28 protein-coding genes and 1 pseudogene are annotated in these 26556 nt (G+C 71.8%); 14 read left to right on the top strand and 15 right to left on the bottom strand.

Annotated elements, in window-relative coordinates; genetic code table 11:
- The first annotated feature begins 54 nt into the window (after nucleotides 1-54).
- From IF02_RS0129735 to IF02_RS0129725, 3 genes are all read left to right on the top strand, one after another.
- Nucleotides 55-1164: an FAD-dependent monooxygenase gene (locus IF02_RS0129735; protein WP_030162389.1), complete on the top strand. Its 1110-nt coding sequence runs from the start codon at nucleotides 55-57 to the stop codon at nucleotides 1162-1164.
- A gap of 68 nt (nucleotides 1165-1232) precedes the next feature.
- A complete protein-coding gene (locus tag IF02_RS0129730) occupies nucleotides 1233-2177 on the top strand; it encodes an RNA polymerase sigma-70 factor (protein WP_030162387.1) in 945 nt (314 codons plus the stop codon).
- A gap of 80 nt (nucleotides 2178-2257) precedes the next feature.
- Complete coding sequence (locus IF02_RS0129725) at nucleotides 2258-3496, top strand: NAD(P)/FAD-dependent oxidoreductase (protein ID WP_030162385.1); 1239 nt, start codon at nucleotides 2258-2260, stop codon at nucleotides 3494-3496.
- Here the strand turns inward: IF02_RS0129725 and IF02_RS33315 are convergent.
- Entirely contained in the window at nucleotides 3490-5034 is a 1545-nt protein-coding gene (locus IF02_RS33315; protein ID WP_078622414.1) for a serine/threonine-protein kinase, read from the bottom strand. The two genes, IF02_RS0129725 and IF02_RS33315, sit on opposite strands and share 7 nt — an antisense overlap.
- Nucleotides 5035-5197: 163 nt before the next feature.
- On the opposite strand from IF02_RS33315, the gene IF02_RS0129715 reads away from it, so the two are divergent.
- The gene (locus IF02_RS0129715; protein WP_030162382.1) at nucleotides 5198-5851 is read left to right on the top strand and encodes a maleylpyruvate isomerase N-terminal domain-containing protein; all 654 of its coding nucleotides are present in this window, start codon (nucleotides 5198-5200) and stop codon (nucleotides 5849-5851) included.
- Between the two features lie 107 nt (nucleotides 5852-5958).
- On the top strand, nucleotides 5959-7308 hold the full coding sequence (locus IF02_RS0129710) for a lipase family protein (RefSeq protein WP_030162381.1): 1350 nt from the start codon (nucleotides 5959-5961) through the stop codon (nucleotides 7306-7308).
- On the opposite strand, the gene IF02_RS0129705 is transcribed toward IF02_RS0129710, so the two are convergent.
- On the bottom strand, nucleotides 7298-8008 hold the full coding sequence (locus IF02_RS0129705; protein ID WP_051696639.1) for a MerR family transcriptional regulator: 711 nt from the start codon (nucleotides 8006-8008) through the stop codon (nucleotides 7298-7300). The two genes, IF02_RS0129710 and IF02_RS0129705, sit on opposite strands and share 11 nt — an antisense overlap.
- Before the next feature lie 132 nt (nucleotides 8009-8140).
- On the opposite strand from IF02_RS0129705, the gene IF02_RS0129700 reads away from it, so the two are divergent.
- The gene (locus IF02_RS0129700) at nucleotides 8141-9511 is read left to right on the top strand and encodes a DUF3533 domain-containing protein (protein WP_051696638.1); all 1371 of its coding nucleotides are present in this window, start codon (nucleotides 8141-8143) and stop codon (nucleotides 9509-9511) included.
- Nucleotides 9512-9601: 90 nt separating this feature from the next.
- Here IF02_RS0129700 and IF02_RS0129695 read toward each other — a convergent pair whose 3' ends face one another.
- The gene (locus IF02_RS0129695; RefSeq protein WP_106977382.1) at nucleotides 9602-10444 is read right to left on the bottom strand and encodes a polysaccharide deacetylase family protein; all 843 of its coding nucleotides are present in this window, start codon (nucleotides 10442-10444) and stop codon (nucleotides 9602-9604) included.
- A 159-nt stretch (nucleotides 10445-10603) separates the two neighbouring features.
- Between IF02_RS0129695 and IF02_RS0129690 the strand changes: the two genes are divergently transcribed.
- Nucleotides 10604-11428 carry an aquaporin gene (locus IF02_RS0129690; protein WP_234318370.1) on the top strand — a complete coding sequence of 275 codons (825 nt, stop codon included), beginning with the start codon at nucleotides 10604-10606 and terminating at the stop codon, nucleotides 11426-11428.
- On the opposite strand, the gene IF02_RS0129685 is transcribed toward IF02_RS0129690, so the two are convergent.
- Nucleotides 11394-12893 (bottom strand): carboxylesterase/lipase family protein, encoded by a 1500-nt coding sequence (locus IF02_RS0129685; protein WP_051696637.1) that lies wholly within the window; start codon nucleotides 12891-12893, stop codon nucleotides 11394-11396. The genes IF02_RS0129690 and IF02_RS0129685 overlap by 35 nt on opposite strands.
- A 58-nt stretch (nucleotides 12894-12951) precedes the next feature.
- On the opposite strand from IF02_RS0129685, the gene IF02_RS35770 reads away from it, so the two are divergent.
- The 3 genes from IF02_RS35770 (at nucleotide 12952) to IF02_RS0129670 (ending at nucleotide 16360) form a co-directional block, all read left to right on the top strand.
- Nucleotides 12952-14187 (top strand): MBL fold metallo-hydrolase, encoded by a 1236-nt coding sequence (locus IF02_RS35770; protein WP_234318369.1) that lies wholly within the window; start codon nucleotides 12952-12954, stop codon nucleotides 14185-14187.
- Entirely contained in the window at nucleotides 14112-15251 is a 1140-nt protein-coding gene (locus IF02_RS0129675; RefSeq protein WP_234318368.1) for an MFS transporter, read from the top strand. The genes IF02_RS35770 and IF02_RS0129675 overlap by 76 nt, the downstream gene beginning before the upstream one ends.
- Nucleotides 15252-15409: 158 nt before the next feature.
- Entirely contained in the window at nucleotides 15410-16360 is a 951-nt protein-coding gene (locus IF02_RS0129670) for an ion transporter (protein WP_030162368.1), read from the top strand.
- Between the two features lie 55 nt (nucleotides 16361-16415).
- On the opposite strand, the gene IF02_RS0129665 is transcribed toward IF02_RS0129670, so the two are convergent.
- Entirely contained in the window at nucleotides 16416-17975 is a 1560-nt protein-coding gene (locus tag IF02_RS0129665; RefSeq protein WP_051696636.1) for an aminotransferase class I/II-fold pyridoxal phosphate-dependent enzyme, read from the bottom strand.
- 72 nt (nucleotides 17976-18047) lie between these two features.
- On the opposite strand from IF02_RS0129665, the gene IF02_RS0129660 reads away from it, so the two are divergent.
- Nucleotides 18048-18971, top strand: coding sequence for a LysR family transcriptional regulator (locus IF02_RS0129660; RefSeq protein WP_030162365.1), 924 nt, complete (start codon nucleotides 18048-18050; stop codon nucleotides 18969-18971).
- Between the two features lie 17 nt (nucleotides 18972-18988).
- On the opposite strand, the gene IF02_RS0129655 is transcribed toward IF02_RS0129660, so the two are convergent.
- The 9 genes from IF02_RS0129655 to rpmG form a co-directional block, all read right to left on the bottom strand.
- Nucleotides 18989-19576 (bottom strand): NADPH-dependent FMN reductase, encoded by a 588-nt coding sequence (locus IF02_RS0129655; RefSeq protein WP_030162363.1) that lies wholly within the window; start codon nucleotides 19574-19576, stop codon nucleotides 18989-18991.
- Nucleotides 19577-19638: 62 nt separating this feature from the next.
- Complete coding sequence (locus tag IF02_RS0129650; protein WP_030162361.1) at nucleotides 19639-20106, bottom strand: nuclear transport factor 2 family protein; 468 nt, start codon at nucleotides 20104-20106, stop codon at nucleotides 19639-19641.
- Nucleotides 20107-20214: 108 nt separating this feature from the next.
- Complete coding sequence (locus tag IF02_RS0129645) at nucleotides 20215-20868, bottom strand: TetR/AcrR family transcriptional regulator (RefSeq protein ID WP_078622412.1); 654 nt, start codon at nucleotides 20866-20868, stop codon at nucleotides 20215-20217.
- An 87-nt stretch (nucleotides 20869-20955) separates the two neighbouring features.
- Entirely contained in the window at nucleotides 20956-22152 is a 1197-nt protein-coding gene (locus IF02_RS0129640) for a GTP-binding protein (protein WP_037837365.1), read from the bottom strand.
- A 7-nt stretch (nucleotides 22153-22159) separates the two neighbouring features.
- A complete protein-coding gene (rpmF, locus tag IF02_RS0129635) occupies nucleotides 22160-22330 on the bottom strand; it encodes a 50S ribosomal protein L32 (protein WP_030162354.1) in 171 nt (56 codons plus the stop codon).
- Nucleotides 22331-22453: 123 nt separating this feature from the next.
- Nucleotides 22454-22711: a 30S ribosomal protein S18 gene (gene rpsR, locus IF02_RS0129630; RefSeq protein ID WP_030162352.1), complete on the bottom strand. Its 258-nt coding sequence runs from the start codon at nucleotides 22709-22711 to the stop codon at nucleotides 22454-22456.
- 54 nt (nucleotides 22712-22765) lie between these two features.
- Nucleotides 22766-23908 carry a CobW family GTP-binding protein gene (locus tag IF02_RS0129625; protein ID WP_030162350.1) on the bottom strand — a complete coding sequence of 381 codons (1143 nt, stop codon included), beginning with the start codon at nucleotides 23906-23908 and terminating at the stop codon, nucleotides 22766-22768.
- The gene (locus IF02_RS0129620) at nucleotides 23905-24153 is read right to left on the bottom strand and encodes a type B 50S ribosomal protein L31 (protein WP_030162348.1); all 249 of its coding nucleotides are present in this window, start codon (nucleotides 24151-24153) and stop codon (nucleotides 23905-23907) included. The genes IF02_RS0129625 and IF02_RS0129620 overlap by 4 nt, the downstream gene beginning before the upstream one ends.
- Nucleotides 24154-24182: 29 nt before the next feature.
- Complete coding sequence (gene rpmG, locus IF02_RS0129615) at nucleotides 24183-24347, bottom strand: 50S ribosomal protein L33 (RefSeq protein WP_030162346.1); 165 nt, start codon at nucleotides 24345-24347, stop codon at nucleotides 24183-24185.
- A 68-nt stretch (nucleotides 24348-24415) separates the two neighbouring features.
- Here rpmG and rpmB point away from each other — a divergent pair, with 68 nt between their 5' ends.
- The 3 genes from rpmB (at nucleotide 24416) to IF02_RS0129600 (ending at nucleotide 26404) form a co-directional block, all read left to right on the top strand.
- A complete protein-coding gene (rpmB, locus tag IF02_RS0129610; protein ID WP_030162344.1) occupies nucleotides 24416-24652 on the top strand; it encodes a 50S ribosomal protein L28 in 237 nt (78 codons plus the stop codon).
- A complete protein-coding gene (rpsN, locus tag IF02_RS0129605) occupies nucleotides 24652-24957 on the top strand; it encodes a 30S ribosomal protein S14 (RefSeq protein ID WP_030162342.1) in 306 nt (101 codons plus the stop codon). The genes rpmB and rpsN overlap by 1 nt, the downstream gene beginning before the upstream one ends.
- 163 nt (nucleotides 24958-25120) lie before the next feature.
- The gene (locus tag IF02_RS0129600) at nucleotides 25121-26404 is read left to right on the top strand and encodes an NAD(P)/FAD-dependent oxidoreductase (RefSeq protein ID WP_030162340.1); all 1284 of its coding nucleotides are present in this window, start codon (nucleotides 25121-25123) and stop codon (nucleotides 26402-26404) included.
- Nucleotides 26405-26452: 48 nt separating this feature from the next.
- Here IF02_RS0129600 and IF02_RS34595 read toward each other — a convergent pair.
- A pseudogene (locus tag IF02_RS34595) lies at nucleotides 26453-26556 on the bottom strand (ABC transporter permease); the annotation flags it as partial.

The following is a 26556-nucleotide window of genomic DNA, read 5'->3' as shown; positions in this document are numbered from 1 at the left end:
GTGTTCGGGGCGCTGCCCCAACGCCACGTACACCCCAAGACAAGGAGCCCTCCCATGCGGAACGTTCTCATCTCCGGCGGCGGAATCGCCGGCCCCGTCCTCGCCCACTGGCTGCGCCGGCACGGCTTCGAACCGACCGTCGTCGAACGCGCCCCCGGCCCGCGCGCCGGCGGCCAGGCCGTGGACGTCCGCGGCGTCGCGCTCGACGTGGTCGAGCGTACGGGCCTGCTGGAGCAGGCCAGGAGCGTACGCACCCGGATGCGCGGCATGTCGATCCTCGGCCCCGACGGGCAGGAGCTCGAGCGCTCCACCGAGGCCACCTTCAGCAGCGGCAGGCTCGACAGCGACGACATCGAGCTGCTGCGCGAGGACTTGGTGCGGATGGTCCACGAGCACACCCGCTCGGACGTCGAGTACCTCTTCGGCGACAGCATCACCGCGCTCGCCGAGCACGAGGGCGGCGTGCACGTCGACTTCGCCCACGGGGCGTCCCGCACCTTCGACCTTGTGATCGGAGCCGACGGACTGCACTCGACCGTACGGCGCCTGGCCTTCGGGCCGGAGGAACACTTCGCGCACCATCTGGGCAGCTACCTGTCGGTGTTCAGCACGGACAACTTCCTCGCCCTGGACGACTGGCAGATGTGGCTCCGCGACGGCGACGCGGGCTTCGGCATCATGCCCGTGCGCGACAACACCGAACTCCGGATCGCCTTCGGCTTCGAGTCCGGCCCGCTCACCCACGCCCCCGACGCCCTTCGGCAGCTCGTAGTGGACAAGCTCACCTCCCTGCGCTGGAACGGCACCCGCCTCGCCGCGGCCGCCGTGCAAGCGCCCGACTTCTACTGCGATGCCATGGCCCAGATCCGCTTGGACAGCTGGTCGCGCGGCAGGGTGGCCCTGCTCGGAGACGCCGGTTACTGCCCCTCCCCGCTCTCGGGGCAGGGCACCAGCATCGCCCTCGTCGGTGCGTACGTACTGGCCGACTGCCTCGCCCGGGCAGCCCGGGCGCAGAGCGGCCACACCGCCGCGTACGCCGACTACGAGCGGCGCATGCGGCCCTTCGTCACCCTCAACCAGGCTCTGGCCACGGAGAATCCCGGCGGGCCCGCCTCGGAGGCGTCCGTCGAGCACGCCAAGAACGCCATGTCGCTGGACGATTGATCCAGTGCCGCTCGGGGACCGGGCCGGGGCCGTTGGACGGGCCCGCGCGCATGGCCGATCATGGCCTGATGCTGCTCCGTACGTACGAGGCCGATGTGTTCGAGAGCTCCAGGGGCCGCCTGGAGGCGATCGCCTACAGGCTGCTGGGGTCGGCCGGCGATGCCGAGGACGCGGTACAGGACACGTTCCTGCGGTGGCACGCGGCGGACCGGGAGCGGATCGAGATTCCCGAGGCATGGCTGACGAAGGTGGTCACCAACATCTGCCTCAACCAGCTCACCTCGGCCCGCGCCCGGCGGGAAACGTACGTGGGCCAGTGGCTTCCGGAGCCGGTGCTGGCCGGCGACCGGATGCTCGGGCCGGCCGACACCGCCGAGCAGCGCGAGTCGGTGTCGCTCGCGATGCTCACCCTCATGGAACGGCTGACGCCCAACGAGCGCGCCGTGTACGTGCTGCGCGAGGCGTTCGGGTACGCGCACCGCGAGATCGCGGAGATCCTCGACCTGACCGAGTCGAACTGCCAGCAGATCCACCGCCGCGCCAAGCAGCACCTCGCCACCGACCGGGCCCGCGCCGAGGTCGATGCGGCCGCCGCCCGCAAGGTCGTGGAGGGGTTCCTCGCCGCGGCCCTCAGCGGCGACACGGAGCCGCTCATCCGGCTGCTCACCGACGACGCGGTCAGCGTGGCCGACGGCGGTGCCCGGGCCCGGGTCCGCAGGACCCCGGTCATCGGTGCGCTCGGCATCGCGCGCTACCTGCGGGGGCTGTTCCGGCCGGGCCCCGCCAAGCGGGCCTACGTGGGTGGCAGCGCCGCTCTCCATGCCGCCGTCGTCAACGGCGCCCCTGCCGTACTGATCGCGGGCGGCGAACGCATCCTCGGCGTCATGTGCCTCGAGGCGACGCCCGACGGCGTCGAGGCGATCCACATCCAGGTCAACCCCGACAAACTGGAACGCATCGCTCGCCAGTGGGCGGCCGCCGGCCCCCATCACCCCGTCACGGAGATCTGGTGACGCGCGTCACAGTCGATTCCTGTCAGGGATCGCGTGGCTGTCCGGTTCAGGAGGCGAGTCCAACCGGATAGGAGCAAGCCATGAAGCACCGCATCGTCGTCCTGGGAGCCGGGTACGCCGGAGCCGTCACCGCGGGCCGTCTCGCCAAGAGGCTGCACCGCGACGACGTCGAGATCACCCTGGTCAACGGCGACCCCGACTTCGTCGAGCGCATCCGTCTGCACCAGCTCGCGAGCGGCCAGGACCTGCCGCGCCGCCCGCTGCGCGCGGTGTACGAGGGCACCGGCGTGCGGGTCCGGCCGGCCTGGGTCACCGCGGTCGACGCCGACCGCAAGACCGTCGACCTCACCGGCGAGAACGGCGCCGACACCCTCGCGTACGACACCCTCGTGTACGCCCTCGGCAGCACGAACGCCGACCACGCCGTCCCCGGTGTCTCCGAGTACGCCCACAACATCGCCGGGAAGCAGGACGCCCTGCGGCTGCGCGCCCGCCTGGGCGAGCTGGAGCCCGAGGGCACCGTGCTGGTCGTCGGCGGCGGCCTGACCGGCATCGAAGCGGCCACCGAGATCGCCGAGGCGCGCCCGGACCTCCGGGTCGCCATCGCCGCCCGCGACGGCGTGGGCGGCTGGCTCAGCGACAAGGCGCAGCGCCACCTGCGCGTGGTCCTCGAGCGGCTCGGCGTCACGGTCCACGAGGGGGCCGACGTCACGCGTGTCGAAACGGACCACGTGGTAACCGGGACCGGCGCCGGGACCGGCAGCGGCACGGGCGCAGCCGCGGCCGGGCGGCTCCCGGCCCAGGTCACCGTGTGGACCGCGGGCTTCGCCGTCCACCCGATCGCGGCGGCCACCACCCTGGAGGTGTCGGACACCGGGCGGATCGTGGTCGACGGCACCATGCGCTCGGTCTCGCACCCCGATGTGTACGCCGTCGGCGACGCCGCGTTCGCCGAGGGCGCGGGCGGCGCGGCACTGCGGATGGCCTGCGCCACGGCCAACCCGATGGCGTGGCAGGCCGCCGACGCCCTCGCCGCGCGCCTGACCGGCCGCAAAGTCCCCGAGAAGCCGATCGGCTACGCCGCCCAGTGCATCAGCCTCGGACGCCGCGACGGAATCCTCCAGCGCGTGACCCCCGAGGACAGGATGACGTCCACCGTCATCACGGGCCGGGCCGGCGCCCGCATCAAGGAGTTCATCTGCGCGTCCACGGCCTGGACCATCGCGCACCCGACGATGCTCCTGCCGACCCGCCGCCACCGCGTCCTGGCGCACTCGTCATGCAGCGAGGGCGCGGCGGTGGCGACGATCGGTCAGTGACCGCGGATGACCGCGAGCAGGCCGGCGTCGTACGAGTAGCGCTCACCCGCGGAGTGCAGCAACGCCTCGTGCAGCCGTCCGATCTCCGCCCGCGCCAGCCCTGCGTTGCGGAAGCGGATGGTGGTGACTGCTGCTCTGGGGCCGGGGCCGGGGCCGACGGGCCGGAAGCGTTCCCAGACGATGTTCTTCGTCGCCCTCGGCGCGAGTTCGCCGACCACGACGAACTCCTGCAGCAGACCCCAGCGCGTCGGCCTCAGCGTGACCCGGCCCAACTCCTCCCAGGCCGCGTCCCATTCATGGCCTTCACGCATGAAGTACAGCCCGTCACCGGCCACCCGTACGCACCCCGCGTCGCCGCGTGCCATGGCCAGTCCGCCCAAGCCGAACAGCGCAACCGCGACGATGCCCGCCAACGCGGCGGGGAGGGGATGGTCCACGAAGGAGAACACCGCCACACCGAGCGGAACGACCGCGGCGAGCACGGCCGTGATGGCGACGCGCATGTGCCCCATGGAGTACCACACCTCGACGGGCACCCCTGATCCCCGCCCGACAACCGCCCGGACGGGAACCGCATCCACGGCCGCATCCCCCACCGGCACGGCAGGCTGCCAGGGTCCGCCCGGTGGCGGTGGCGGTGGCGGTGGCGGTGGCGGTGGCGGTGGTGGCGGTGGTGGCGGCGGTGGCGGTGGCGGATACGCCGCGACCGTCGCCGAAGGCGCGACGGTCGCCGCACCACCCCCACTCAGCGCGGACAACACCTCCTCGGCGGAAGGCCGCCTCTCCGGCCGTTTGTCCAGGCACGCACCCAACACCGCCCGGAGCCCCTCCGGTACGCGTTCCAGGTTCGGCATCTCGTGCACGACGCGGTAGAGCAGCTCCGCCGCACTGCCCTCGCCGAACGGCATGCGCCCGGTGGCCGCGAAGCACAGGACCGTGCCGAGCGAGAAGATGTCGCTGGCCGTGCCGACACTGCCGCCCTGGGCCTGCTCGGGCGACATGAATCCGGCGGTGCCGATCGCCACGCCCGTCCGGGTGAGCACGGTCGCACCGTTCAGCGCCTTGGCGATCCCGAAGTCGATGAGCCGCGGCCCGTTCTCCGTCAGCAGGACGTTCGCGGGCTTGAGATCCCGGTGCACGAGCCCCGCCCGGTGTACGGAGTGCAGCGCCTCCGCCATGCCCGCGCCGAGCCGCCACACCGCGTCCTCCGCCAACGGCCCGCTCTCCCGCACCCGTTCGGCGAGATCGGGCGCCGGGATGTAGTCGCTGGCCACCCAAGGCGTCTCCGCCTCCGGATCCGCGTCGACCACGGTCGCCGTCCAGAACCCTCCGACCGCCTTCGCCGCCTCCACCTCGCGCCGGAACCGCGCCCGGAAGCCGGGGTCCGAGGCGATCTCCGGCCGTACGACCTTCACCGCCACCCGGCGGCCGCTGCGCGACTCGCCGAGGTAGACCTGCCCCATGCCGCCCGCGCCGAGCCGCGCCGTGATCCGGTACGGGCCGACGGCCGCCGGGTCACCGGCCTTCAACCGCTCCATGGTCCCCCCGAGTGCAATCGCCTACGGGAGAACCTAGAGCCCGCCCCCACCCGGTGTCAGCCGAGCGCCGGCCTGCATCCGGCCTGCATCCGGCTGCATCCTGCCGGGAGGGGGCGGACCACCACTTTCCAGGCGCTCGGCCCGGCTTTGTAGGCTCCTCCGCATGCCACAGTCCGGAGAACCGCACACGTCGGTGTCGGGAACGCACGTACGCCGAGCCGTCGCCCACTGCCTCGATGCCCTCGAAGGCATCCCCGCCGCCCAATGGCACGAACGGGCCGGGGACTTGGAGTGGACGCGCTGGGAGACCCTTGACCACCTCGCGGATGACCTGCTCACCTACGCACTGCGGTTCGGGCTCGCGCAGCCCATGGGAGTGCCGCGCGTCCCGCTGCGCGTTTCCCGCGATCGAACCGATGGCCCGGCCAACGTCATCTTCGCAGACCGCGAGGCAGGGCCGGAGGGGCTCCTGACCGTCGTGGAGGCTTGCGGCGGACTGCTCGCAGCCGCCGTGGACACCGCGCCCCCGACCACCTTGGCCCCACACGTCTTCGGAGCCTCCGACCCGGAGGGCTTCGCAGCCATGGGCGTCGTCGAGACACTGGTCCACACCCACGACATCACCCAGGGCCTGGACCGATACAGGGAGCCCGCGCAGGACTTGAGCGAGCGGGCCCTCGCGCGCTTGTTCCCCGACGTGACCGTCGTCGGTACCCCGTGGTCGACCTTGCTGTGGGCCACCGGACGCGTCGAGGCGCCCGATCGCTCCCGCCGGACCGACTGGCGCTGGTACGGCGCCCCGCACGGCCGCAGCTGAATCGAACGGCTCTCTGAAAACCATGGTGGCACGCCTATGTGAAACGGCGTTACCTCCAGTAAGTTACCGTCAGGTAAAGCCGCTGCGGCTCGACACTCGGGGGAGTAATGAACCGGAGAACCACTGCTCTGCTGTCCACCGCCATCGTGACCGCCGTCGTCGTCGTCGGCGCGGCGCCCGCAGCGGTGGCCGCGCCCGCTGCCGGTGCCGGGGCGGCCACCGCGGCGCCCGACCCGTTCTACCGGTACGAGGACGGCAGCAAGCCGCTGTCCTCGTACCGGCCGGGCGACGTCCTGAAGAAGCGCACGCTGAACTACCACATCTTCGGCATCCCGACGCCGTTGAAGGCCATCCAGCTGCTCTACCGCACGACCGACGCCCAGGGCAGGCCCTCGGCCAACGTGACCACCGTGGTCCGCAGCCCCCACGGTGACGGCAGCAAGGCGGTGTCGTACCAGTCGTTCTACGATTCCCTCAGCCCGGAGGACGGTCCCTCCCGGGCCATCGCCGGCGGCGTCTCCCTCGGCGGCGTCATCGCCAATGGCGAATCCCTCATCCTGGCGCCGCTGTTGCTCAAGGGCTACGACCTGGTCATCCCGGACACCGAGGGCCAGAACGCCGACTTCGCGGCCGGCCCGGAGTACGGGACCAACACTCTGGACTCGATCCGTGCCGGCATCCGCACCGAGGAGACCGGGCTGCATTCCGGTACGAAGTTCGGCCTGTTCGGCTACTCCGGCGGAGCCATCGCCACCAACTGGACGTCGGCCCTCGCCCCCGCGTACGCGCCCGAGGTGAACGCGCAGCTGGTCGGCTTCGCCGAGGGCGGGCTGCTCGTCGCCCCCGCGCACAACCTCAGGTACGTCGACGGCGCCCTGGCGTGGAACGGGGTGATTCCGATGGCGCTGATAGGCGTCTCGCGCTCGTACGGCATCGACCTCACCCCCTACCTGAGCGCGAAGGGCCTCGAGGTCGTCAAGGATCTCGAACGCGGATCGATCGTCGATGCGCTGGGCCGCCACCCGGGGATGACGTGGAAGGACATGGCGAAGCCGGAGTACAAGGACCCGAACTCCATTCCGCCCTTCGTCGCGGCGGTCAACAAGATCAATCTGGGTCAGGCCGCCACCCCGACCGTCCCGGGGTTCATCGGGCAGGGGAACGCGGGCTGGGCCGAGGGAACGTTCAACAGCCCGCCGGGCATCGGCACGGGTGACGGCGTCATGGTCGCCGGGGACGTACGGGCGCTGGCCCGGCAGTACTGCGCCGCCGGCAACAACTCGATCAAGTACGAGCAGTACGGCCTGCTCAGCCACGTCGGAGCCATGCCGTACTGGGCGCCGCGCGCCATGGCCTGGCTGGACGACCGCTTCGCGGGCAGGACCGCCCCCACCAGCTGCGGCAGGATCCCCGCGGGCAACTCGCTGGAGCCGGAGAAGCCGACCGTCACGCCGTGACCGCTCGGTCCGGTCCGGTCCGAGGCCGTCCGGCCCGATCCGGTTCGTCCGCGACGCGGCGCCGGACCTGGTTCTCCTGGGCGAGGCGGCGCAGCAGCTCGAAGACGGGCGCGCAGATCGCGAAGACGATGACGGCCCGCTCGGCCAAGGCCACCGGGTCTTCGGTGCCCGCCGCCCGCTCCAGGTCCAGATGGGCCACCGACTCGGCCAGCCTCGCGTAGGCGGCGAGCTCTCCGGGGGCGTACCGGGCGTCCAGCCGCCGCAGTTCCTTCAGCGCCGACGTGAGGCCCTGCACGTGCGGTGAGGTGTCGGGTGCCCGCCAGTCCAGGGCGGTGAGCAGCTCCGCCACCTCGGCCCCGGCGGCGGCCCCGGCCTCGGCCTCGGCCCCGGCCTCCTCCTCGGGGCCCGCGGCGCTCTGGGTGGCCATCGGCACCGGAAGGGCGTAGCTCACCGCCCCGAGGGCGCCCTCCGAGGAATGGGCCTGGTCGACGGCCCCGAGCACCTCGCGGGTGGCTGCGATCGACAGACCGCCGAGCGTGGTGAGCGCCTTGATCAGCCGCAGCCGCTGCGCGTGCTCCTCGCCGTACTCGGCCAGGGTCGCGGCGGTCGCCCGCCCCGCGGGCAACAGGCCTTGCCGCCGGAAGTACTTGATGCTGGCGACCGGCACGCCGGTGCGTCGGCTGAGCTCCGAGATCTTCATAGGGCTTCCCTGCTGGTCATGCGGTCCGGTGCCCGTCATCGGCGATTGGACACCACAACAAGATACTGCCACTATCCAGTGACTGGATACCTTGAGTATCCAGCTAGGAAACGCCGCCGCACCGGAGAATCGATGCCCCAGTCCACACACCCCTCCGTGCTCCGCCGACCCCGGCTGTGGATCGGAACGGGACTCATCGCCGCAGTCGTCTCGATGTTGTTCGCCCTGCTGTACGTCGGCGGCAACGTCAACCCCAAGGGCAACCTGCGCGACCTGCCCGTGGCCCTGGTCAACGCAGACAGCGGCGCCGACGCGGGCGGCCGCCACGTCAACATGGGCGAGCAGATCGTCGCGGGCATCCAGAAGGCCGCCAAGAGCGACAAGAGCATCGACTGGCAGGTCGTCAGCCGCGAGGAGGCCGACAAGCGGCTCGGCCGGGGCAAGGTCTTCGGCGCCCTCGTCATACCCCAGGACTTCAGTGCCACGGTGACCGCGCTCGGCGCGCCGCCGTCCGCGTCGCAGTCCGCCCCGCCGTCCGCCCCGCAGGGCAAGGCCACCCCTCCCACCCTGACCGTGCTGACCAACCAGTCGGCCGGCAGCATCGGCTCCTCCATGTCCTCCCAGGCCGCGCAGAAGGCCGCCCACGCCGCCTCCGCCCAGCTCGGCCAGGAGCTCCTCAAGCAGGCCGCGGCCCAGAAGACCCCGCTCCCGACGGCCGCCCAGCTCAAGCTGGCCGACCCCGTGACCGTCACCGTCGCCGACGGCCACCCCGTCGGCTCCCGCAGCGCCCTGGGCCTGAGCGCCTTCTACTACGCGCTGGTCCTCGTCGTCTGCGGCATGCTCGGCGCCAACCTGGTCAACTCCCAGGTCGACACGGCCCTCGGCTACCTGCACACCGACTACGGCCCGGTCCGCAAGCGCGAGCCCGTCCAGCACACCAGCCGCGTCCGCACCCTGGCCGTCGGCATGGCGCTGATGCTCGGCACGTCGCTCGTGATGGGCACCCTGGTCGAGGTCGCCACCGTCAAGATCCTCGACATGGACGCCTCCCACCTCGGCCTGCTGTGGCTCTACTCCGTCGCCACCATCGCCGTCGTCGGCATCGGCAGCCTGGCCCTGTTCGCCGCGTTCGGCACCCCGGGCATGCTGCTGGCCACCATCGTCTTCGTCGCGATGGCCGTCCCCTCCTCCGGCGCGACCGTGCCGCTCCAGGCGCTGCCCGGGTTCTTCCGGGCCCTCGCCGACTTCGAGCCGCTGCGCCAGATCACCGAGGGCATGCGCTCCATCCTCTACTACGGCGCCCAGGCCGACGCGGGCCTGAGCCGGGCCTGGGCCTCGATGGGTATCGCCCTCGTCGCCGCGCTGGTCTTCGGCTTCGCCGTCACCCGTTTCTACGACCGCCGCGGGCTGCACCGCATCCCGCGGCCCGGCGCCGAGTCCGAGGCCCCGGCCCCGGCCGAAACCCCCGGGCTCCCCGGGGCCGAGGCGAACGCCACGGCCTGAGGCGCCCGCCACGGGCACCCTTCCGCAACGGCCCCGGGCCGCAGCCACGCGCTGCGGCCCGGGGCCGTCTCGGTCACGGCACGGGTCCGGTCATGGCACCGGCCCGAGCGTAGTGGGGGCCGGGGGTGCGGTGAGGAGTGCGCGGAGGTCGATGACGCGGTAGCCGCGGGCGCTGATCGCGTCGAGGATCAGTGGCAGGGCCTGGGCGTCGAGCACCTCCGTACCGCCCTCGCGCGCACCGACGTGCATCTGAAGGATCGCTCCCGGGCGCAGCGCGTCGAGCGCCCGGCTCACGGCCCGGTCCACGGTCATGCCGCCCTGGGTGCCCATCCACCCGTTGGTGTCGGTGGTGAACTCGATGTCCGCGAAGCCGAGTGCGTTGACCTCCGTGATGTGCGCGGGGCTGGTCTCGCTGTAGGGGAACCGGAAGAAGGGGGTGAGGGCCCCTCCCGCACCCGCCGTGCGCAGGGCCCGGTCCGCTGCCCGGACTTCATCGCGTCTTCCCGTAGCGGTGAGGTCCCGGAAGTAGGGGTGGCTGTACGAGTGGTTGCCCAGCCCGTGTCCCGCCGCCGCGATGCGCCGGACCACCTGCGGGTATCGGTCGGCGAAGTCGCCGGTCAGGAAGAACGTGGCGGGCGCGCGCCGGCGGGCGAGCTCGTCGAGGACGGGCTCCAGGCCGGCGTCGTTCCAGGCCGCGTTGAAGGTCACCGCGACCACCCGCTCGGGCGTGTGGATCTCACGGTTCTCCGATGCGAACAGCGACCGCAGTCCCTCCTCGTCCGCAGCTGCCGCCTGACGCTGCGGGGCGGCCTCGGCCGGCCTGGCCGCGGGCCCGGGTGCCACCACCCAGAGGACGGCGAACACCCCGGCGAACCCTCTGAAGAGCCGGCGGTACACGAGAGCGCGTACGACGGCGAATGAACGCGTTTCCATGGCACTGACATCGGCCCGCCGGCACCCGCCCTTGAGCCCGCACCCCCTGCTCTACGGCGTGTACGCGCGCATCCCGGGCCGGGAGTGCAGCACGCTTCCTCGATGGGCGCACCGTGCACGCACCCGAGCACCGCGGTGGCCCGATCGGAAGGAGTGCCCATGAGCGGAGGCGAGATGTCCGGGCCCGCCGCGGCCCCGGCCGGCGAACCCGGAACACGCACCGGTACGGGTACGGGTACGGGAAGGGGTACGGGCCCGGCGCCCGTGCGGACCGGGCCCGAACGCCGCGGCCACGCCCTGTACGAGTTCGCCCTGACCGCGACGCTGATGTTCACCGTGGTCACGATCATCCGCTGGGTACTCGATCCGGCCTCCCCCCTCGCCCTCGCCGACCTCCACCTGGCCCTCCTCGTCGTGGGCGCGCTGGCCGGGGCGCTCGTCTTCGCGCTGATCCGCTCCCCGTGGGGGCGTCGCTCGGGTGCGCACATGAATCCCGCGGTCACGCTCGCGCTGTGGCTGCTGAGGGCCTTCCCCGGCCGCGGCGTGGCGGCGTACGTCGTCGCGCAGCTGGGCGGGTCGGTCGCCGGGACGGCTCTGGCCCGCCTGGCCTGGGGGCCGGCGGTCGCGCGGGTCGGCTACGGCGCGGCGGCCGCGGCGCCCTCGTGGAGCGCCTGGGCCGTCTTCGCGGCCGAGGGCGGCTGCCTGGTACTCGTCACGCTGATGATCGGCTTCTTCCTCGTACACCCGGCCCACGAACGCTGGTTTCCCTCGGCCCTGGCGGTTCTCATCTGCGCGGTCATCGCCCTTCTGGGCCCCCTCAGCGGCGGCTCCGCCAACCCGGCCCGCCAGTTCGGACCCCTGCTGATGTCCGGAGCCACCGCCGGCCTGTGGATCTACCTGGCAGCACCGGCCCTCGGGGCCGCCCTGGGCGCTGCCGCCCACCACCTGATCATCCGGGGCGGACCGTTCCGACGGCCGCGGTGACGGCGTCGAAGCACATGGTGGTGCGGGACTGCAGGTCGTACCGGTCCCAGCGCGGCATGGCCGGGTGGTTGGGGTCGCCGGCGCGTATGAACGCGATCCACGCCCCGTGCATGGTCCTGGCGAGGCCGTCCCTGACCTCGGCGTCCATGCCCGCCAGGAACGGCGCGTGCGACCACTTGTCGAAGTTGTCGAAGACGAACGGCAGGTCCAGGCAGTGCGGTGAGCCCAGGCGGCCGTCGTGCGCGGGGGTGGGGAAACCGAACTCGTACGCCCAGACCGGGCGGCCCCGTACCGCCCGCGCTTCCGCGAACGCCAGGGTGGGCTTCCTGAACAGCTCGTCGGTGCTCAGGTCGATGAGCACGTCGATCGGCCGTGCGCCCGGGCGGGCAGCCTCGTACGCCGCGTACGCTTCGGCCGCGCCGTCGCCGAAGCTGTCCCGAGCCCGGCGGATCACCTGTTCCTTGGTCGCCGACGCGTACGCCTCGCCCAGCGCGAAGGTGAAAGCGGACTCTTCCCTGGTCCAGCCGATGAGGACGTCGATGTCCGCGCCCGGACCGTCGAGCAGGTTCAGGGCGGGCTGCCGCGCCGCCGTCCCGCTGTCGAGCACCGGCATGAACGGCGCGGTCCAGTGTCCCCATTCCATGGTGGCCGCGAGCAGTCCGGCGGTGGCCTCGACCAGTCGCGGCCACGGCATGGTGCGCAGTTCGTCCTCGTCCTGCGCGCCGGCGATCTCCAGATAGGCGGCGGTGCGGGCCAGGGACTCGGCAGGCGTGGCGAGGGGCATGGCGAGCGGGACGCTCTGCAGGATGGCGCGGCGGAAGAGCCGGCCGTCATCTGCGTGGCCCGCGAGCGCCGCGGTGGAGAGCGCGCCGGCGGACTGGCCGGCGACGGTGACGTTGCCGGGGTCCCCGCCGAAGGCGGCGATGTTGTCCTGGACCCAGCGCAGCGCGGCGAGTTGGTCCGTGAGCCAGAGGTTGCGGCATTCGGCGCCGTCGTCCGATGGGAAGGACAGCAGGCCGAGCGGTCCGAGCCGGTAGTTGAGGTTCACGACCACCAGGTCGCCGTTGCGCGCGAAGGTCTCGCCGGAGTAGTTGGGCATCGCCCCGGACCCGGAGATGAAGGCGCCGCCGTGGATCCAGACCAGGACGGGACGGCGTGCGTCGTCGGTGCCGGGCGTCCAGACGTTGAGCGTCAGACAGTCCTCGTCGAAGGGTGGGAGGCCGTGGCCGCCCAGGACCGGGTCGCCCGCGCGGACGGCCTGTGGCGAACCGGGGCCGTGCTGCGTCGCGTCGAGGGTGCCGCTCCATCCTTGATGCGGCTGCGCGGGGCGCCACCGGAGGGGTCCGACGGGCGGCGCCGCGTACGGCACGCCCTTGAACACGGCCAGGTCGTCTTCGACGACGCCGCGGATCGGGCCCGAGCGAGTGTTCACGACGGGCGCCGTGCGGTCCTGAGCGAAACCCATCCAGTGCGTCCTTCCAGACCGGGAGCGAGGATCTTGAACACCAAAATATTGCGCACTTATGGCGATCGTCAATATTATTCGATCCCTGGCTGATGTGGAGGGTCGCATGGCGACGTGGCGTATCGGAACGACGAAGATCCACAAAGTCCTGGAGGTGGAGCTGCCGGTTCTTCTCACGGCCGCCTTGCGGACGAACGACACCGCGCTCCTCAAGAGGTACCCGTGGCCCGCTCCCGGCTTCAGCGGGGTGGACGGCACTTTCGTGCTCTCGGTCCACGGGCTGGTCGTGGACACCGGTACGCGCAGGATCCTCGTGGACACGTGCGTGGGCAACGCGCGGGCCTCGGTGCCCTTCCTGCGCATGCTGGACACGGCGTGGCCCGAAGACCTCGCCGCACTCGGCTACCCTCCGGAATCCATCGACACCGTGGTGTGCACCCACCTCCACTTCGACCACATCGGGTGGAACACGCGCCTGGTGGAAGGGAAATGGGTGCCGACCTTTCCGCGTGCACGTCATCTGGTCACACGCGTGGAATGGGACCACTGGGCTCACGAAGCGGATGCGGACCTCCGCGACACGATGCAGCCGTTGATCGACGAGGGTCTCGTCGACCTCGTCGGAACCGACCACCGGGTGTGTGACGGCGTGCGCCTGGAGGCCGCCCCCGGACACACCCCGGGCCAGGTCGCGGTCGTGGTCGAATCCGGTGGGGACCGTGCCGTGATCACCGGTGACCTCGTGCACCACCCGGTGCAGTTCATCGAACCCGATGTGGCGAGCCTCGCCGACACCGACGCGGCGCAGGCCGCCGCCACCCGGCGCGCCTTCGTCGAGCGGTACGCCGACACGGGCACGCTCGTGATCGGTACGCACTTCCCCGCCCCCACGGCCGGCCTGCTCCGGCGCGGCGGTGACGGGGCCGTGCGGTTCGTCGCGGACGGCCTGTTTGGGCCGACCCGTCCGGGCGGGCCGGAGCCCTCCTCCTCGACCTGGACCCGGCCTGCGTCCAGCACGACGTCGAGCGATTCGACTGGTCCTGCGAGCGCCAGGCGTCCGGACCGGACGCGCCGCCCCGAATGCCGGGGCCGCGGCATGCGTGCCCTCGGCATGCCGCGCCGCCAGGGATGCCGGGCGCCGTTACCGTCGGCGGCATGGACGGTGATCGCAGACGTTGGCACCAGTGCCTCCTCGGCGGGGCGGTGTTCGCCGTGTGCATGGCCGGCACCACACTGCCCACGCCTCTCTACGGCCTCTACCAGGAAAAATTCGGGTTCTCCGAACTGCAGGTGACGATCGTGTATGCCGTGTACGCCTTCGGCGTCATCGGGGTCCTGCTGCTGGCGGGCAACGCCTCGGACGTCGTGGGCCGGCGGCCCGTCCTGCTGACGGGCCTCGGATTCGCGGCGGCCAGCGCCGGCTGCTTCCTGTGCGCCACCGGGCTGGGCTGGCTGTACGCGGGCCGGCTGATGTCGGGCCTGTCCGCAGGCCTGTTCACCGGGGCCGCCACCGCCTACGTCATCGAGCTGGGCCCGCGGGACGGCTCCTCCCGCGCCACGTTCGTGGCGACGGCTGCCAACATGGGCGGGCTGGGCTGCGGCCCCCTGCTCGCCGGAGTGCTCTCCCAGTACGCCCCCTGGCCGCTGTACCTGCCGTTCGCCGTGCACCTCGTCCTCGTGGCCGGCTCGGCCGCCGTCCTGCTGCGACTCCCCGAGACGGTACGGGAGCGGCAGCCGCTCACGGCGGTACGGCCGCAGCGTCCCGCTCTGCCCGCCTCGGTGCGGCGGGTGTTCGTGCCCGCCGCGACCGCCTCCTTCGTGGGGTTCGCGCTGTTCGGAGTGTTCACGTCGGTGAGCCCGGCCTTCCTCGTCGAGTCCCTGGGCGTGCACAACCGGGCCGTGACCGGGCTGATCGTCGCGCTGGCCTTCTTCGCGTCGACCGCCGGGCAACTGGCCGCCGGCCGCATCGGGGTCGGCCGGTCCCTGCCACTGGGCTGCGCCACACTGCTCGTCGGGCTGTTGCTGCTCGCGGGCGCCCTGTACTGGGACCTGCTGGTGCTGGTGGTCCTCAGCGCGCTCGTCGGCGGCAGTGGGCAGGGCCTGGCCTTCCGCGGGGCGCTCTCCGCGGTGGCCGGGGCGTCCCCGGCCGACCAGCGCGCGGCGGTCATCTCGATGCTGTTCGTGGTGGCGTACGCGGGCATCTCGGTACCGGTGATCGGCGTGGGCGTACTGACCGGCCCCATCGGCCTGGAGGGCGCCGGACTGGTGTTCCTCGCCTGTATGGCCGCCCTGGTTTCGGCCGCGGCCGTCTATCTGCTCCGCCACCCCGTGCGCGCGCCAGGGGTAGCCGGCCCGTGACCGGGCACCACCGTTCCCCGATCGGGCGATGTGTCGGGCCGGAGCGACTCGAATTCGTCCGTGCGGCGTTACACGACCTGGAGCTTGATCAAAGCCTCGGATCCGCCGGGGCGCGACACAGCCCGTGACCGGGTGCCGGTCGCAGGCGAGGGAGCATGATGTCAGACCTCATTCGGACGTCCACCGGTCGCGAGCGGCTTGCCGCGCGCTGCCGCGATGTGTGCGAGGCACCCGTGTTCGCGTTGGGCGTCATCTCGGTGATCCTCCTCAACGCCGTGCTGCTGGGCGTGGAGACGTACAGCGGACTGTCCGTGGAGTACGGCGTCCTCCTCCACTCCGCCGAGCGGTTCTGCGTCGCGGCGTTCAGCCTGGAGATGCTGATCCGCCTGGCCGCGCACGCCGACCGGCCGAAAGCTTTCTTCCGCGATCCGTGGAACGTGTTCGACCTGCTCGTGGTCTCCTCGGCCTTCGTTCCGTTCCTGCGGGAGAACACCACGCTGCTGCGGCTGCTGCGCCTGGCGCGCGTGCTGCGCACCGCGCAGTTCATGCCGCAGCTGCGGGTCCTGCTGGTCGCCGTCGGCCGCAGCCTGCCCGGAACGGTCAGCTTCCTGTTCGTGGGCGCCCTGATCCTCTACGTGTACGCGATGATCGGCTGGATCTCCTTCGCCGGCCACGACCCGGTGCACTACGGCTCCCTCGGCCGGGCCGGGCTGACCCTCTTCCTGCTGATGACGCTGGAGGGCCTCGGCGATGCCGTTCATGCCGGACTGGCGGTCTCCCCGTTCAGCATCATCTACTACGCCTCCTACGTGCTCCTCGCCTCTTTCGTCCTGGTCAACGTGCTGATCGGTGTCGTCCTCAACGCCCTGGAGGAGGCGCGTGAGATGGAGGCGGAAGAGAAGCGGGCCGAGCAGGCCGCCGCCGCCCGGCAGCCCGCGGGGCGCACAGGGCGGGTGGCGTCGGAGGAAGCGGACGAGCTCCGCCTGCGGATCGCGGCGGTTCGCAGCGCCCTCGACGACATGGAGGCCCAGCTCGACCCCTCGGGCGCGGCGCCGCCGGCCACGACCGGATCCCCCTCGCTGGCCGGGGCGTCGGCAGGCGCCCGGTAGGCGTGCGCCGGAAGACGGGCCGGGAGGAGGCACGGGCTACGGAGGGCGTGGGCCGTCAGGGTGCGACGACCCGGAGGCGGGAGACGTCCGGGTCGAGCGCCCCGCGTACGTGGCCGCCGGGGGCGGCCGCGGTACGGCGGAGGAACTCGACGGCCTCGGAAGTGATGACCTCGCCGGGCAGCACGTTGGGGATACCGGGCGGGTACGCGGCCAGGGTGTCGGCGGACACCATGCCGACGGCGTCCTCGGCGGGTACCACCCGCGCCGGACTGAGGAAGGCCTCGCGGGCCGTGAGCCGTGCGGGGCCCGGGCGCGGCAGCCGCAGCGGTGGCCGCTCGGGGACGTCGGAGCCGGGGCCGGAGCCGGAGCCGGATCCCGAGTCGTTGAGCGGGGACGGCAGGCAGTGCAGGGCCTCGACGAATCGATCGGCGTCCGGCGCGGACCCGGCGCCCACCACGGCGACGATCGCGGCGTCCGTGGCGACTTCGACCATGACCTGGTGGTCCCGGTAGAGCAGCCGCCGCGCCTCGTGCCCGGTGATTCCGCCGACGCGGGTGTCGAGGGCGATGCGCAGCGGGTCGGCGGCCGTGATGTCGGGGAACCGGTGGAAGCCGTCGCTGACCACCCCGAAGCGGCCCAGCGCCCGTACGACTCCCCGTATCTTGTCCGCGGCCTCCACCGAGCCGGTGATCCGGTCGGTGCCCGTGACCAGGGACCGCCGGCCGAGGTCCAGGGAGGCGGTCAGCAGGGCGCTCGCACTGGTCGACTGCACCAGCCGGAAGGCCCGGTCCACGAGGGGTTCGAGCCGGTCCGCGAAGGGTCCCTCGCCGAGGTGCAGCATGGCCGACTGCGTCAGACTGCCGCCGAGCTTGTGGGTGCTGGAGGTCACGAGGTCCGCGCCGAGGGCCAGCGCCCCGTCGGGCAGCGCGGGGTGGAAGCCGAAGTGCGATCCCCACGCCTCGTCGACGATCAGGGGTACTCCGGCGGCGTGTGCGGCGTCCGCGAGGGCCCGTACGTCGGCCACGGCCCCGAAGTAGCTCGGCGAGACCACGTACACGGCCGCGGCGTCGGGGGTCCGCTCCAGGGCCGCCCGTACCTCCCCGGCGGTGACCCCGTGGGCGATGCCCTGGACGGGGTCGACGGACGGCTGGACGAACACGGCGGACAGGCCGGAGAGCACCAGCCCGTCGACGACGCTCGAATGCACGCTGCGCTGCACGACCAGCGTGCGGCCCAGGGCGGGGGCGACCATCGAGGCGATCTGGTTCCCCTGTGAGGCGCCGTTGGTCAGGAACCAGGTGCGCCGGGCGCCCCAGGCGCGGGCGGCGAGCTCCAGCGCCTCGTCCAGCGGGGTGTGCGCGCCGAGGTCCAGGCCGTCCAGCAGCGGCGGGAAGTCGAGGGCCGGCACCTGCATGCCGAAGGCGGCGCAGAGGTCCGAGCCGGGGGCGGCCGCGTGACCGGGGACGTTCAGCCGCAGCCAGTCCCGTCCCGCGTGGGCGAGGAGGGCGTCGGCGTACGGGGCGCGGAGCTGGTCCTGGGCCGGCGGATGGCCCGGGGCCGGCGGATGGCCCGGGTTCGGGGAATGGCCTGGGGGAGCGGTGGTTCGCGTGTTCACACCGGGAGGGTGTCAGCGCCGCAGCCATAGAGGAATGCTGCAGTTTTCTATAGGTCTCCATAGGCTGTCTATATGCTTGAGATCCGCCACCTCCAGGTGCTCCGGTCGATCGCGCAGGAGGGCTCGCTCGCCGCAGCCGCCCGGGCGCTGCACTACACGCAGCCGACGATCACTCACCACCTGGCCGCCCTGGAGGCCCATTTCGCCGCCCGCCTCGTCCAGCGCGGACCGCGCGGCGCGACACTCACCGAGCTCGGCGAAGCCCTGCTGCCGCACGCCGAGGCCGTTCTCGAACGGCTCCGCCACGCGGAGCTGGAGGTGCGCGGACTCGCGGAGCGGGGCATGCGCACCCTCCACATCGGCACCTTCCCGACCGCCGGCGCCCTCCTGCTCGCCCCCGCCGTCAAACGCCTCCACCAGCAGGGCGTCCACATCTCGCTGACCGAGGGAGAACTGCCCCTGCTCCTGCGCGGGTTGAGGGCCCGGGAGCTCCAGGCCGCGCTCGTCTTCTCGCAGCCCGGGGACCGGCTCGACCTGGACGAGGAGTTCGCGCTCCACCCCCTCCTGGCCGATCCGCTGCTCCTGGTGATGCCGAAGGACCATCCGTTCGCGGACCTGGGCCGGGTCCCGCTCGCCGCGCTGCGGGACACCGAGTGGGTGGGCGCCGCCGATCTCCACGACCCGTGCGACCGGCTCTTGTCCTGGGCCTGCGCCCGACACGGGTTCGAGCCCGTCCACGCCATGCGCACCGACGACTACGCGGTGGTCCAGGGCCTGGTGGCCGCGGGCGCGGGCATCGCCCTGGTGCCGCGGCTCGCCCTCGGCACCCCCCACCCGGACCTGGTCCTGCGCCGCCTCGACGGCCCGGACCTCACCCGGGAGATCAGCGTCGTCGTCCTGCGCTCCACCGCGGCCGGCAGCGCTCAAGAGCTGGTCTCGGCGCTCCAGGAGCAGGCCGCGCTGATCACGGACCGCTGGGCGCTCTCGGACGGGTGAACAGCGGCCCGCGAGGATCAGGTCGTGGTCGTGGTCGTCGCGACCGGGGCCGTCCGCAGCGGGGCGAGAGCCGAGGTCCACGCGATGACCTGGTCGAGCATGGCGTTCAGGGAGTTCAGGCTGTGGTCGCCGGGCTTGAAGACGGCGAAGTCCTGGAAGTCGGTGAACAGGGAGAGCATGACCTGCTGGCGTACGTCGGCCATCTGGAGCTCGGCGGCGACCAGGCGCAGTTGTTCGGCGGACCGTGCGCCGCCCGCGACGCCGTAGGAGACCAGGCCGAGGGCCTTGTTGTTCCACTCGGCGTACAGGTAGTCCAGGGCGTTCTTCAGAACACCGGGCACGCCGTGGTTGTACTCGGGGGTGACGATGACGAAACCGTCGTACGCGGCGACGGTCTCGGCCCAGCGCCGGGTGTGCTCGTTCTGGTACTGGCCGAGGGAGGGCGGCATCGGCTCGTCGAGGTGGGGGAGGGCATGGTCGCGCAGATCGATCAGCTCGAAGCCGGCGTCGGTCCGGCGCGAGGCCTGGTCGAGGACCCAGCGCGCCACCTGGTCTCCTACGCGGTTGGGCCTGGTGCTGCCGAGGATGATGCCGATGGTGGGCATGGTTCGGTTCGCCTGCCTCTTCGTGGTGCCGTGCGTCTGCGGGGTTGCCCGGAGTGGTTCGGTCAGCTCGGCACGGCGGCCGACGCCGTGACGGCGGAGGCGAAGTCGGGCTGCACGCCGAGCTGGGCGAGCATGATGCTGAGGCCGACGTAGCAGTTGAACTCCTTGATCCTGCCGTTCTCGACGTACCAGAAGTCGGCCGTGGGGATGTCGAGCTCGGCGCCGGTCGGCCGGACGGTGCCGGCGGGTGTCTCGAACGGCCCGGTGAAGGTGCCCCGGATGGTCAGCTCGACGGTGACGACGTTGCCCATGACATGGAATCGGTGCAGTTCGCGGTGGACGTCGGGGGCGAGCGCTCCCATGAAGGCGACCAGATCGCCAAGGTGCTCGCCGCGGTAGGTCTCGCCGGCGACGACGTTGTTGAAGACGCCGTCCTCGGCGAACAGGTCCACGAAGCCCTGCACGTCCAGGATGCTGCCCTCGGCCGCTCGGTACGCCGCCCGGACCACGGTTTCCGCGTCGGTGTTCATGGTGCCCTCCCGTGATTGAGAGAATCCATTCAAACCCTTGATTGAAATTGTGAGGAGGGGGCGGCCGTCTTGTCAAGCAAGCGATTGAATTCACCGTGGCGCAGGCGCTCAGCGGACCCCTTGGAGCGCCCCGGCCACCACGGGGATGAGCATCCGCTCCACCCGGTCGGCGGGCTCGGCGCCCAGTTCGGCCCCGATGGGTGCCACCGCGAGCCAGTTCAGCATCCCGGCCGCACAGCGCACACGGAAGACGAGCTCCCGCTCGTCGACCGCAGGAAGGTTCGCAGCCAGTACCCGCACCGCCTGCCGTCGGGCCTGCTCGAACTTCCCGGCCAGCCTCTCCCACCCTTCGGGCGGATCGATCCCCACCCGCGCCACGGTCCGTATCACGGCCAGATCCGGCCCCCCGGCCACGAGTGCGCTCAGCATCGGCCGTGCGAAGGCCCCGGCCAGCTCGCTCAGCGTCGCGCTCCCCGCCAGCGCGTCGAGCTCCCGGATCTGCGCGTCCAGGTATCGCTCCAGCGCGTGCTCGATCGCCACATCGCACAGTGCCTTCAGCGATCCGAAGTGGTAACTCACCGCGGCGACGTTGGCTCCGGCGTTCTGCGTGATCTCGCGGAGGGTCACGCCTTCCTGTCCCCGCTGAGCGAGCAGCTCGAGAGCCGCCGCCAGCAGATCGTCCCGCGTTCGCTGACCGGCCTCGCGGCGAAGGTCCGTCTTCTCTGGCCTCACGATAGAACTCAAGCGACTGCTTGACTTCATTGTCAAGTGCTCGGCGAAACGTGACTTCCGGCGCTGAGCGCGACGCCGGGCAGCGGCTCGGCCGCGGCCACTGCCCGGCCCGGAGTCTCAGGCGGCCTCTGAGGTGGCGTGCCCGTGCCCGTGCTCGTGCCCGTGCTCGCAGGAATCGTCGATGCCGTACGTCTCCCATGCCGGGAAGTCGTCCCCGGCCGGTACGGGCTCACCCGGGCCGAGCAGGCACGCGTCCAGGGCTGCCCGCAGGGCATCGGGGCGGAGCCCGGTGCCGATGAAGACGAGTTCCTGACCCGGGGCCGTGTCCGGACCGACGGCGCCCGAGGGTTCGAAGCGGGCCACCGTACCGGCTTGCGACCACAGACCGGTGACCCGGGGGCGGCCGGCGAGGTGGAAGAAGCCCTTGGAGCGCAGGATGTCGCCGAAGGCGCCGCCGTCGATGTCCTCGGTGACGAAGGCGCAGAGACGGCCCGGGTGGAAGGGGCGGTCGGAGCGGAAGACGAGGGAGGAGATGCCGTACTCCTCCGTCTCCGGGACGTGGTCCGCGTTGAGCTCCTTGACCCAGCCCGGAGCCTGCTGGGCCCGTTCGACATCGAACAGGCCGGTGCCCAGGACCTGTTCGAGGGGCACGCGCCCGTGGACGGCGGGGACGATCCTGGCCCCGGGGTTGAGCCGCCCGAGGGCCGCGCTCAGGCGTGCGACCTCGTCCGGTCCGACGAGGTCGAGCTTGTTGAGGACGATGACGTCCGCGAACTCGACCTGGTCCATGAGGAGGTCGCTGACGGTGCGTTCGTCGTCCCCGTACTGGGCGAGTCCGCGCGCGGCGAGTTCGTCGCCGCCGGCGAGTTCCGGCAGGAAGTTCGCCGCGTCGACGACGGTGACCATGGTGTCGAGGCGTGCGAGGTCTCCGAGCGTGGCGCCGTCGTCGCGGGGGAACGAGAACGTCGCGGCGACGGGCATGGGCTCCGAGATGCCGCTGGACTCGATGAGCAGGTAGTCGAACCGCCCCTCGCGGGCGAGGCGGTCGACCTCTTCGAGAAGGTCGTCGCGCAGGGTGCAGCAGATGCAGCCGTTGGTCATCTCGACCAGGCGTTCCTCGGTGCGCGACAACGCCGCCTCGCCGCCGCGGACGAGCGCGGCGTCGATGTTGACCTCGCTCATGTCGTTGACGATCACGGCCACCCGCAGTCCTTCGCGGTTGCCGAGGATGTGGTGGAGAAGGGTGGTCTTGCCGGCGCCGAGGAAGCCGGACAGGACGGTCACGGGCAGTGGGTCGTGGTCGTACGTCGTCATGGGCGGCTCAGCCCTCGGGGCGGAGCAGGCCGCGCTCGTACGCCTTCACCAGGCGCTGCGGCACCTGGTACACGGAGCCGTCGACCGTGACCGGGACGAGCCGGGGAGCCGTGGCCTTCCACTGGGCCCTGCGGTGGCGGGTGTTGCTGCGGGACGTCTTCCGCTTGGGGACGGCCATGGGATCTCCTGAGTGGGTCGGTGTGTTGGGTGAAGAGGAGGGAGGGACGGCGGGCACCGGCGGAGGATCAGCCGCCCGGTGAGGCGGCCTTCGCCGACGCACGCATCCGCCGGGCCTTGGGCCTTACCTGCTGCCGTACGGGAGCAGAGCCATCTCGCGGGCGTTCTTGATCGCGGCGGCGAGCTGCCGCTGCTGCTGGGCGGTGACGCGGGTGACCCGACGGCTGCGGATCTTGCCGCGGTCGGAGATGAACTTCCGCAGGAGATCGGTGTCCTTGTAGTCGACGTACGTGATCTCCGCCGCGTCCAGTGGGTTCGGGCGGCTCGGGCGGGACTTGAGTGCCTTGCCGGGAGCCTGGCGGCGGGCCGTGTGCGTTGCCATGCGTGTTCCTTACGGGTTGCCGGGTTGCCGGGTTGCCGGTTTGTCGGGTGGCGGTCAGGAGACGGGGTCGAGGAGAGGGTCGAAGGCGGCCGGGAGTCTGCGCCACGCCTCGGGTCCCGCCGCGTACTCGGCGTCGGTGAGGAGGCAGGACTCGAGGAGTTGCTCCAAGCCGTGGCGGTCGAGGCCGGGGGAGGTGAAGACGAGGTGCTGGCAGCAGTCGCCGTGTTCGGGATGCCAGTCGAGCGAGGCCGCCGCCCTGCGCATCGGGGGGATCAGCTCCCAGGCGGCGTCCGGCAGGGACGCCAGCCAGGGCCCGGCGTTCTCCACGCACAGGGCGCCACCAGCGGCGTCCCAGGCGAGCAGGGTGTCGGGGCGGTCGGCGAGCCAGAAACGGCCGCGGCTGCGGGCGGCCGCGCAACAGAGGTCCTCCAGCGCCTCGTAGAGGCGTTCGGGGTGGAAGGGCCGGCGGCGGTGCCAGACGAAGGTGGTGACTCCCGCCTCGTCGGCTTCCTGGGGGAGCAGCGCGCAGGCCGGGTGCTGGGCGGCGGCCGCCGTCTCCACGTCGAAACCGGCGAAGGCCAGCCGGGCGAGTTCGCCGGACGAGGCGGGTACCTGCCGGGCGGTCGGATGGAGCTGGGTGAGCAGGGCCCGATCCTCGTCATCGGCCTCTTCGCCGCCGACCAGGGCGAGCACGGGCGCGTACTCCAGCTGCCGGGCCCAGGTGTCTCCGACGGTGCGCCGGTCGGTGGCGGCCGCCGCGAGGCCCGCCTCCGCGAGGTCATCGCCGTTGACGAGGTACGGGAGTACGAGCGCGGGGTCGACCGCGGTGACCACGGCGGTGAGGTCGAGCACGCCTGCGCCGTGTGCGCTGACGACCTCGGCCATCGCCTTGGGCTCCACGGAGTCCCAGAGCTCGACGACGGCCAGCCGGATCAGGCCGCTGTCGGCCAGTCGTTCCAGTTCGGGGACTAGGTCCTCGCGCAGCGCGCAGCAGGCACAGTCGTTCACGAGGGGCGCCGTGCCCCGGGACAGCTCGCCCGAGGCGTCGCGCACCACGCCCCGCACCGTGCCCTGCGCCGCGGTGGACAGGTCGTGGTGGAGGGCGACGCTGCCGGGGACGGCGTGCAGCAGCCGGTCCACGACTTCCTTGCGGGCGTCGCTGTGGAGCCCGCCGACGATGACGACGGGCAGGGTCACGCCGTGCTCCCGTAGCGGCGCTGGAAGCGCTCGACGCGGCCGGCGGTGTCCAGGACGCGGGCGGTGCCGGTGTAGAAGGGGTGGCTCTGCGAGGAGATCTCCACGTCGATGACGGGGTAGGTGTTGCCGTCCTCCCACTCGACGGTGTTGGTGCTGGTCGCCGTGGACCGGGTGAGGAAGGCGAAGTCGGCGGCCTTGTCGCGGAAGACGACGGGGCCGTAGGCGGGGTGGATTCCGGGCTTCATGACGGTTCCTTCAGGCAGGGAGCGGGGGATCAGCGTTCTTCGCGGAAGTCGACGTGCCGGCGCACCACCGGGTCGAACTTGCGCAGCACCATGCGGTCCGGGTCGTTCCGCCGGTTCTTGCGGGTGACGTACGTGTAGCCGGTGCCCGCGGTGGAGCGGAGCTTGACGATCGGGCGTACTTCGTTGCGTGCCATGCCGCTACTATACGGGAATGGAAATCGTTTCCAATAACGTCTCGCTTCAGAGAGAGGCAGGTAACACCGTGTCCGCCCACTGCCAGCTCACCGGCGCCCAGCCGGGCTTCGGCAACAACATCTCCCACTCGCACCGGCGCACTTCGCGCCGCTTCGACCCCAACATCCAGGCCAAGCGCTACTGGCTGCCGAGTGAAGGCCGCCATGTCCGCCTGACCTTGAGCGCGAAGGCGATCAAGACCATCGACGCCATCGGGATCGAGGCCGCGGTGGCCCGGATCCGCGCGCGCGGGGTGAAGGTCTGATGGCGAAGAAGAGCAAGATCGCGCAGAACGAGAAGCGCAAGGCGATCGTCGCGCGGTACGCCGCCCGGCGTGCCGGGCTGAAGGAGGTCCTCCGGCGGCCGTCGTCGACGGAGGCCGAACGGCGCGCGGCGCTGGAGGAGCTGCGCAAGCAGCCCCGCGACGCGAGCGCCACCCGCGTGCGCAACCGGGACGGCGTCGACGGTCGGCCCCGTGGCCATCTGCGGAAGTTCGGCCTCTCCCGCGTCCGCATGCGGGAACAGGCGCACGCCGGCTTCCTCCCCGGAGTCACCAAGTCCTCCTGGTAGCGCCCGCCTGTACGTCCGGCGCGAGCGCGTGGGCCCCGTCTTCGGAGGGATGCGGGGCCGCCTGCGCGCTCGCGCCGCTCCCGAAATGGTCATGTGCCTGACAGCATGAGCGCTGCACCACTCCCATGAACGGCACCACACCACCGAAGGGAGCGATCAGCGCATGACCAAGCCTGAGAGCGCGGGATACGACTACGACGTCGTCATCAGCGGGGCCGGCCTGGCCGGCAGCGCCGCGGCGATCCTGCTCGCTCGACGCGGCGTCCGCGTCGCACTGCTGGAACGCCGCTCGGACCCCGAGGCGTACAAGGTGCTGTGCACCCACTCCATCACGGCCAACGCCTACCCGGTGCTGGACGAACTCGGCCTCGTCCCCGCCCTCGAGAAGGCCGGAGCCGTCCGCAACGAGGCCCGCTGGTACACCCGTTGGGGATGGATCGAGCCGAGGGCCGCGCCGGAGGGCCCCGAGCTGCCGTACGCGTACAACGTCCGGCGCAGCACCCTCGACCCGTTGATCAGGTCGCGTGCGGCGGAAACCCCCGGCGTCGATCTGCTCCTCGGCCACCACGTGACCGGGCTGGTCCGGGAAGGCGGGCGAACGGCGGGGGTGCGCGCCTCGACACCGCAGGGCGACCGCGAGATCCGGGCCCGTCTGGTCGTCGGCGCCGATGGCAAGGACTCGGCCGTGGCGAAGATCGCCGGGATACCTGTCCGGCAGTACGAAAACACGCGGTTCGGGTATCTCGCGCACTTCCGCAACCTCCCGCTGCACGGCGGGATCGGCCAGGCGTGGTTCCTCGAGCCCGACATGGCGTACGCGTTTCCCAACGACGACGGGGTGACGGTCCTCGCGGTGCTCCCGGACAAGAAGCGGCTGCCGGCCTTCCGGGAAGACCTGGAGGGCAGCTTCTTCGAGTTCGTCCGCGGCCTGCCCGAGGCGCCGCCCATCGACTCGGCCGAACGCATCACGAAGATCACCGGTACGGTCAACTACCCGCTTCACACCCGCAAGCCCACCGCACCCGGCGTCGCGCTCATCGGCGACGCCGCCCTGACCAGCGATCCCCTGTGGGGAGTGGGATGCGGATGGGCCCTCCAGTCCGCGCAATGGCTGACCGAGGCGGTGGCCCCGGCCGCAGCCGGCCGGGGCGACCTCGACACGTCGCTCGTGGCGTACGGACGCAGACACCGGCGCCGGCTGCTCGGTCACCAGTCCATGGCCGTCGACTTCGCCAAGGCCCGCCCGTTCAATCCTGTGGAACGGCTGGTGTTCTCGGCGGCAGCGCGCGATGAAGCGGTGGCGCGGCACATGCATCTGTTCGCACAACGCCTGATCGGTCCGCTGCGCTTCCTGAACCCCGTGGCGCTGGCCAAGGCTTCGGCCGTCAACATCAAGCACCGCAAGGCGGCTTCGCCGCCTGCGGACCTGTCCCGCACAGAGTCATGACGGGTCGGCCGCGGTGGCCCGTGGACGAGCTCGTGGGCGGCGACTCGATCAGTTCTTGACCAGGAGGCCGCGGTTGCGCAGGACGTGGCGTTCGATGGGGCTGAAGATGAGGAGGTCGATGGCGATGCCGACGACGAGGATGAGGGTGATGG

Origin of the sequence: Streptomyces sp. NRRL S-244 (genome assembly GCF_000717915.1) — a bacterium.
Classification (GTDB): Bacteria; Actinomycetota; Actinomycetes; order Streptomycetales; family Streptomycetaceae; genus Streptomyces.
The sequence above is the reverse complement of the archived record's forward strand: the minus strand, read 5'-3'. Positions and strand labels throughout refer to the sequence as shown.

Coding starts and splice junctions, on each gene's coding strand:
- rpmF (WP_030162354.1), bottom strand. CDS start 22,330: ATGGCCGTCCCCAAGCGGAAGACGTCCCGCAGCAACACCCGCCACCGC.
- IF02_RS0129685 (WP_051696637.1), bottom strand. CDS start 12,893: ATGGGTTTCGCTCAGGACCGCACGGCGCCCGTCGTGAACACTCGCTCG.
- IF02_RS0129640 (WP_037837365.1), bottom strand. CDS start 22,152: ATGACGACGTACGACCACGACCCACTGCCCGTGACCGTCCTGTCCGGC.
- IF02_RS0129650 (WP_030162361.1), bottom strand. CDS start 20,106: ATGAACACCGACGCGGAAACCGTGGTCCGGGCGGCGTACCGAGCGGCC.
- IF02_RS0129735 (WP_030162389.1), top strand. CDS start 55: ATGCGGAACGTTCTCATCTCCGGCGGCGGAATCGCCGGCCCCGTCCTC.
- IF02_RS0129620 (WP_030162348.1), bottom strand. CDS start 24,153: ATGAAGCCCGGAATCCACCCCGCCTACGGCCCCGTCGTCTTCCGCGAC.
- IF02_RS0129710 (WP_030162381.1), top strand. CDS start 5,959: ATGAACCGGAGAACCACTGCTCTGCTGTCCACCGCCATCGTGACCGCC.
- IF02_RS0129700 (WP_051696638.1), top strand. CDS start 8,141: ATGCCCCAGTCCACACACCCCTCCGTGCTCCGCCGACCCCGGCTGTGG.
- IF02_RS0129670 (WP_030162368.1), top strand. CDS start 15,410: ATGTCAGACCTCATTCGGACGTCCACCGGTCGCGAGCGGCTTGCCGCG.
- IF02_RS0129725 (WP_030162385.1), top strand. CDS start 2,258: ATGAAGCACCGCATCGTCGTCCTGGGAGCCGGGTACGCCGGAGCCGTC.
- rpsR (WP_030162352.1), bottom strand. CDS start 22,711: ATGGCAACGCACACGGCCCGCCGCCAGGCTCCCGGCAAGGCACTCAAG.
- IF02_RS0129695 (WP_106977382.1), bottom strand. CDS start 10,444: ATGGAAACGCGTTCATTCGCCGTCGTACGCGCTCTCGTGTACCGCCGG.
- IF02_RS0129730 (WP_030162387.1), top strand. CDS start 1,233: ATGCTGCTCCGTACGTACGAGGCCGATGTGTTCGAGAGCTCCAGGGGC.
- IF02_RS0129705 (WP_051696639.1), bottom strand. CDS start 8,008: ATGAAGATCTCGGAGCTCAGCCGACGCACCGGCGTGCCGGTCGCCAGC.
- IF02_RS0129645 (WP_078622412.1), bottom strand. CDS start 20,868: ATGAAGTCAAGCAGTCGCTTGAGTTCTATCGTGAGGCCAGAGAAGACG.
- IF02_RS33315 (WP_078622414.1), bottom strand. CDS start 5,034: ATGGAGCGGTTGAAGGCCGGTGACCCGGCGGCCGTCGGCCCGTACCGG.
- rpmG (WP_030162346.1), bottom strand. CDS start 24,347: ATGGCACGCAACGAAGTACGCCCGATCGTCAAGCTCCGCTCCACCGCG.
- IF02_RS0129675 (WP_234318368.1), top strand. CDS start 14,112: ATGGCCGGCACCACACTGCCCACGCCTCTCTACGGCCTCTACCAGGAA.
- IF02_RS0129660 (WP_030162365.1), top strand. CDS start 18,048: ATGCTTGAGATCCGCCACCTCCAGGTGCTCCGGTCGATCGCGCAGGAG.
- IF02_RS0129600 (WP_030162340.1), top strand. CDS start 25,121: ATGACCAAGCCTGAGAGCGCGGGATACGACTACGACGTCGTCATCAGC.
- rpsN (WP_030162342.1), top strand. CDS start 24,652: ATGGCGAAGAAGAGCAAGATCGCGCAGAACGAGAAGCGCAAGGCGATC.
- IF02_RS35770 (WP_234318369.1), top strand. CDS start 12,952: ATGGCGATCGTCAATATTATTCGATCCCTGGCTGATGTGGAGGGTCGC.
- IF02_RS0129655 (WP_030162363.1), bottom strand. CDS start 19,576: ATGCCCACCATCGGCATCATCCTCGGCAGCACCAGGCCCAACCGCGTA.
- IF02_RS0129690 (WP_234318370.1), top strand. CDS start 10,604: ATGAGCGGAGGCGAGATGTCCGGGCCCGCCGCGGCCCCGGCCGGCGAA.
- IF02_RS0129715 (WP_030162382.1), top strand. CDS start 5,198: ATGCCACAGTCCGGAGAACCGCACACGTCGGTGTCGGGAACGCACGTA.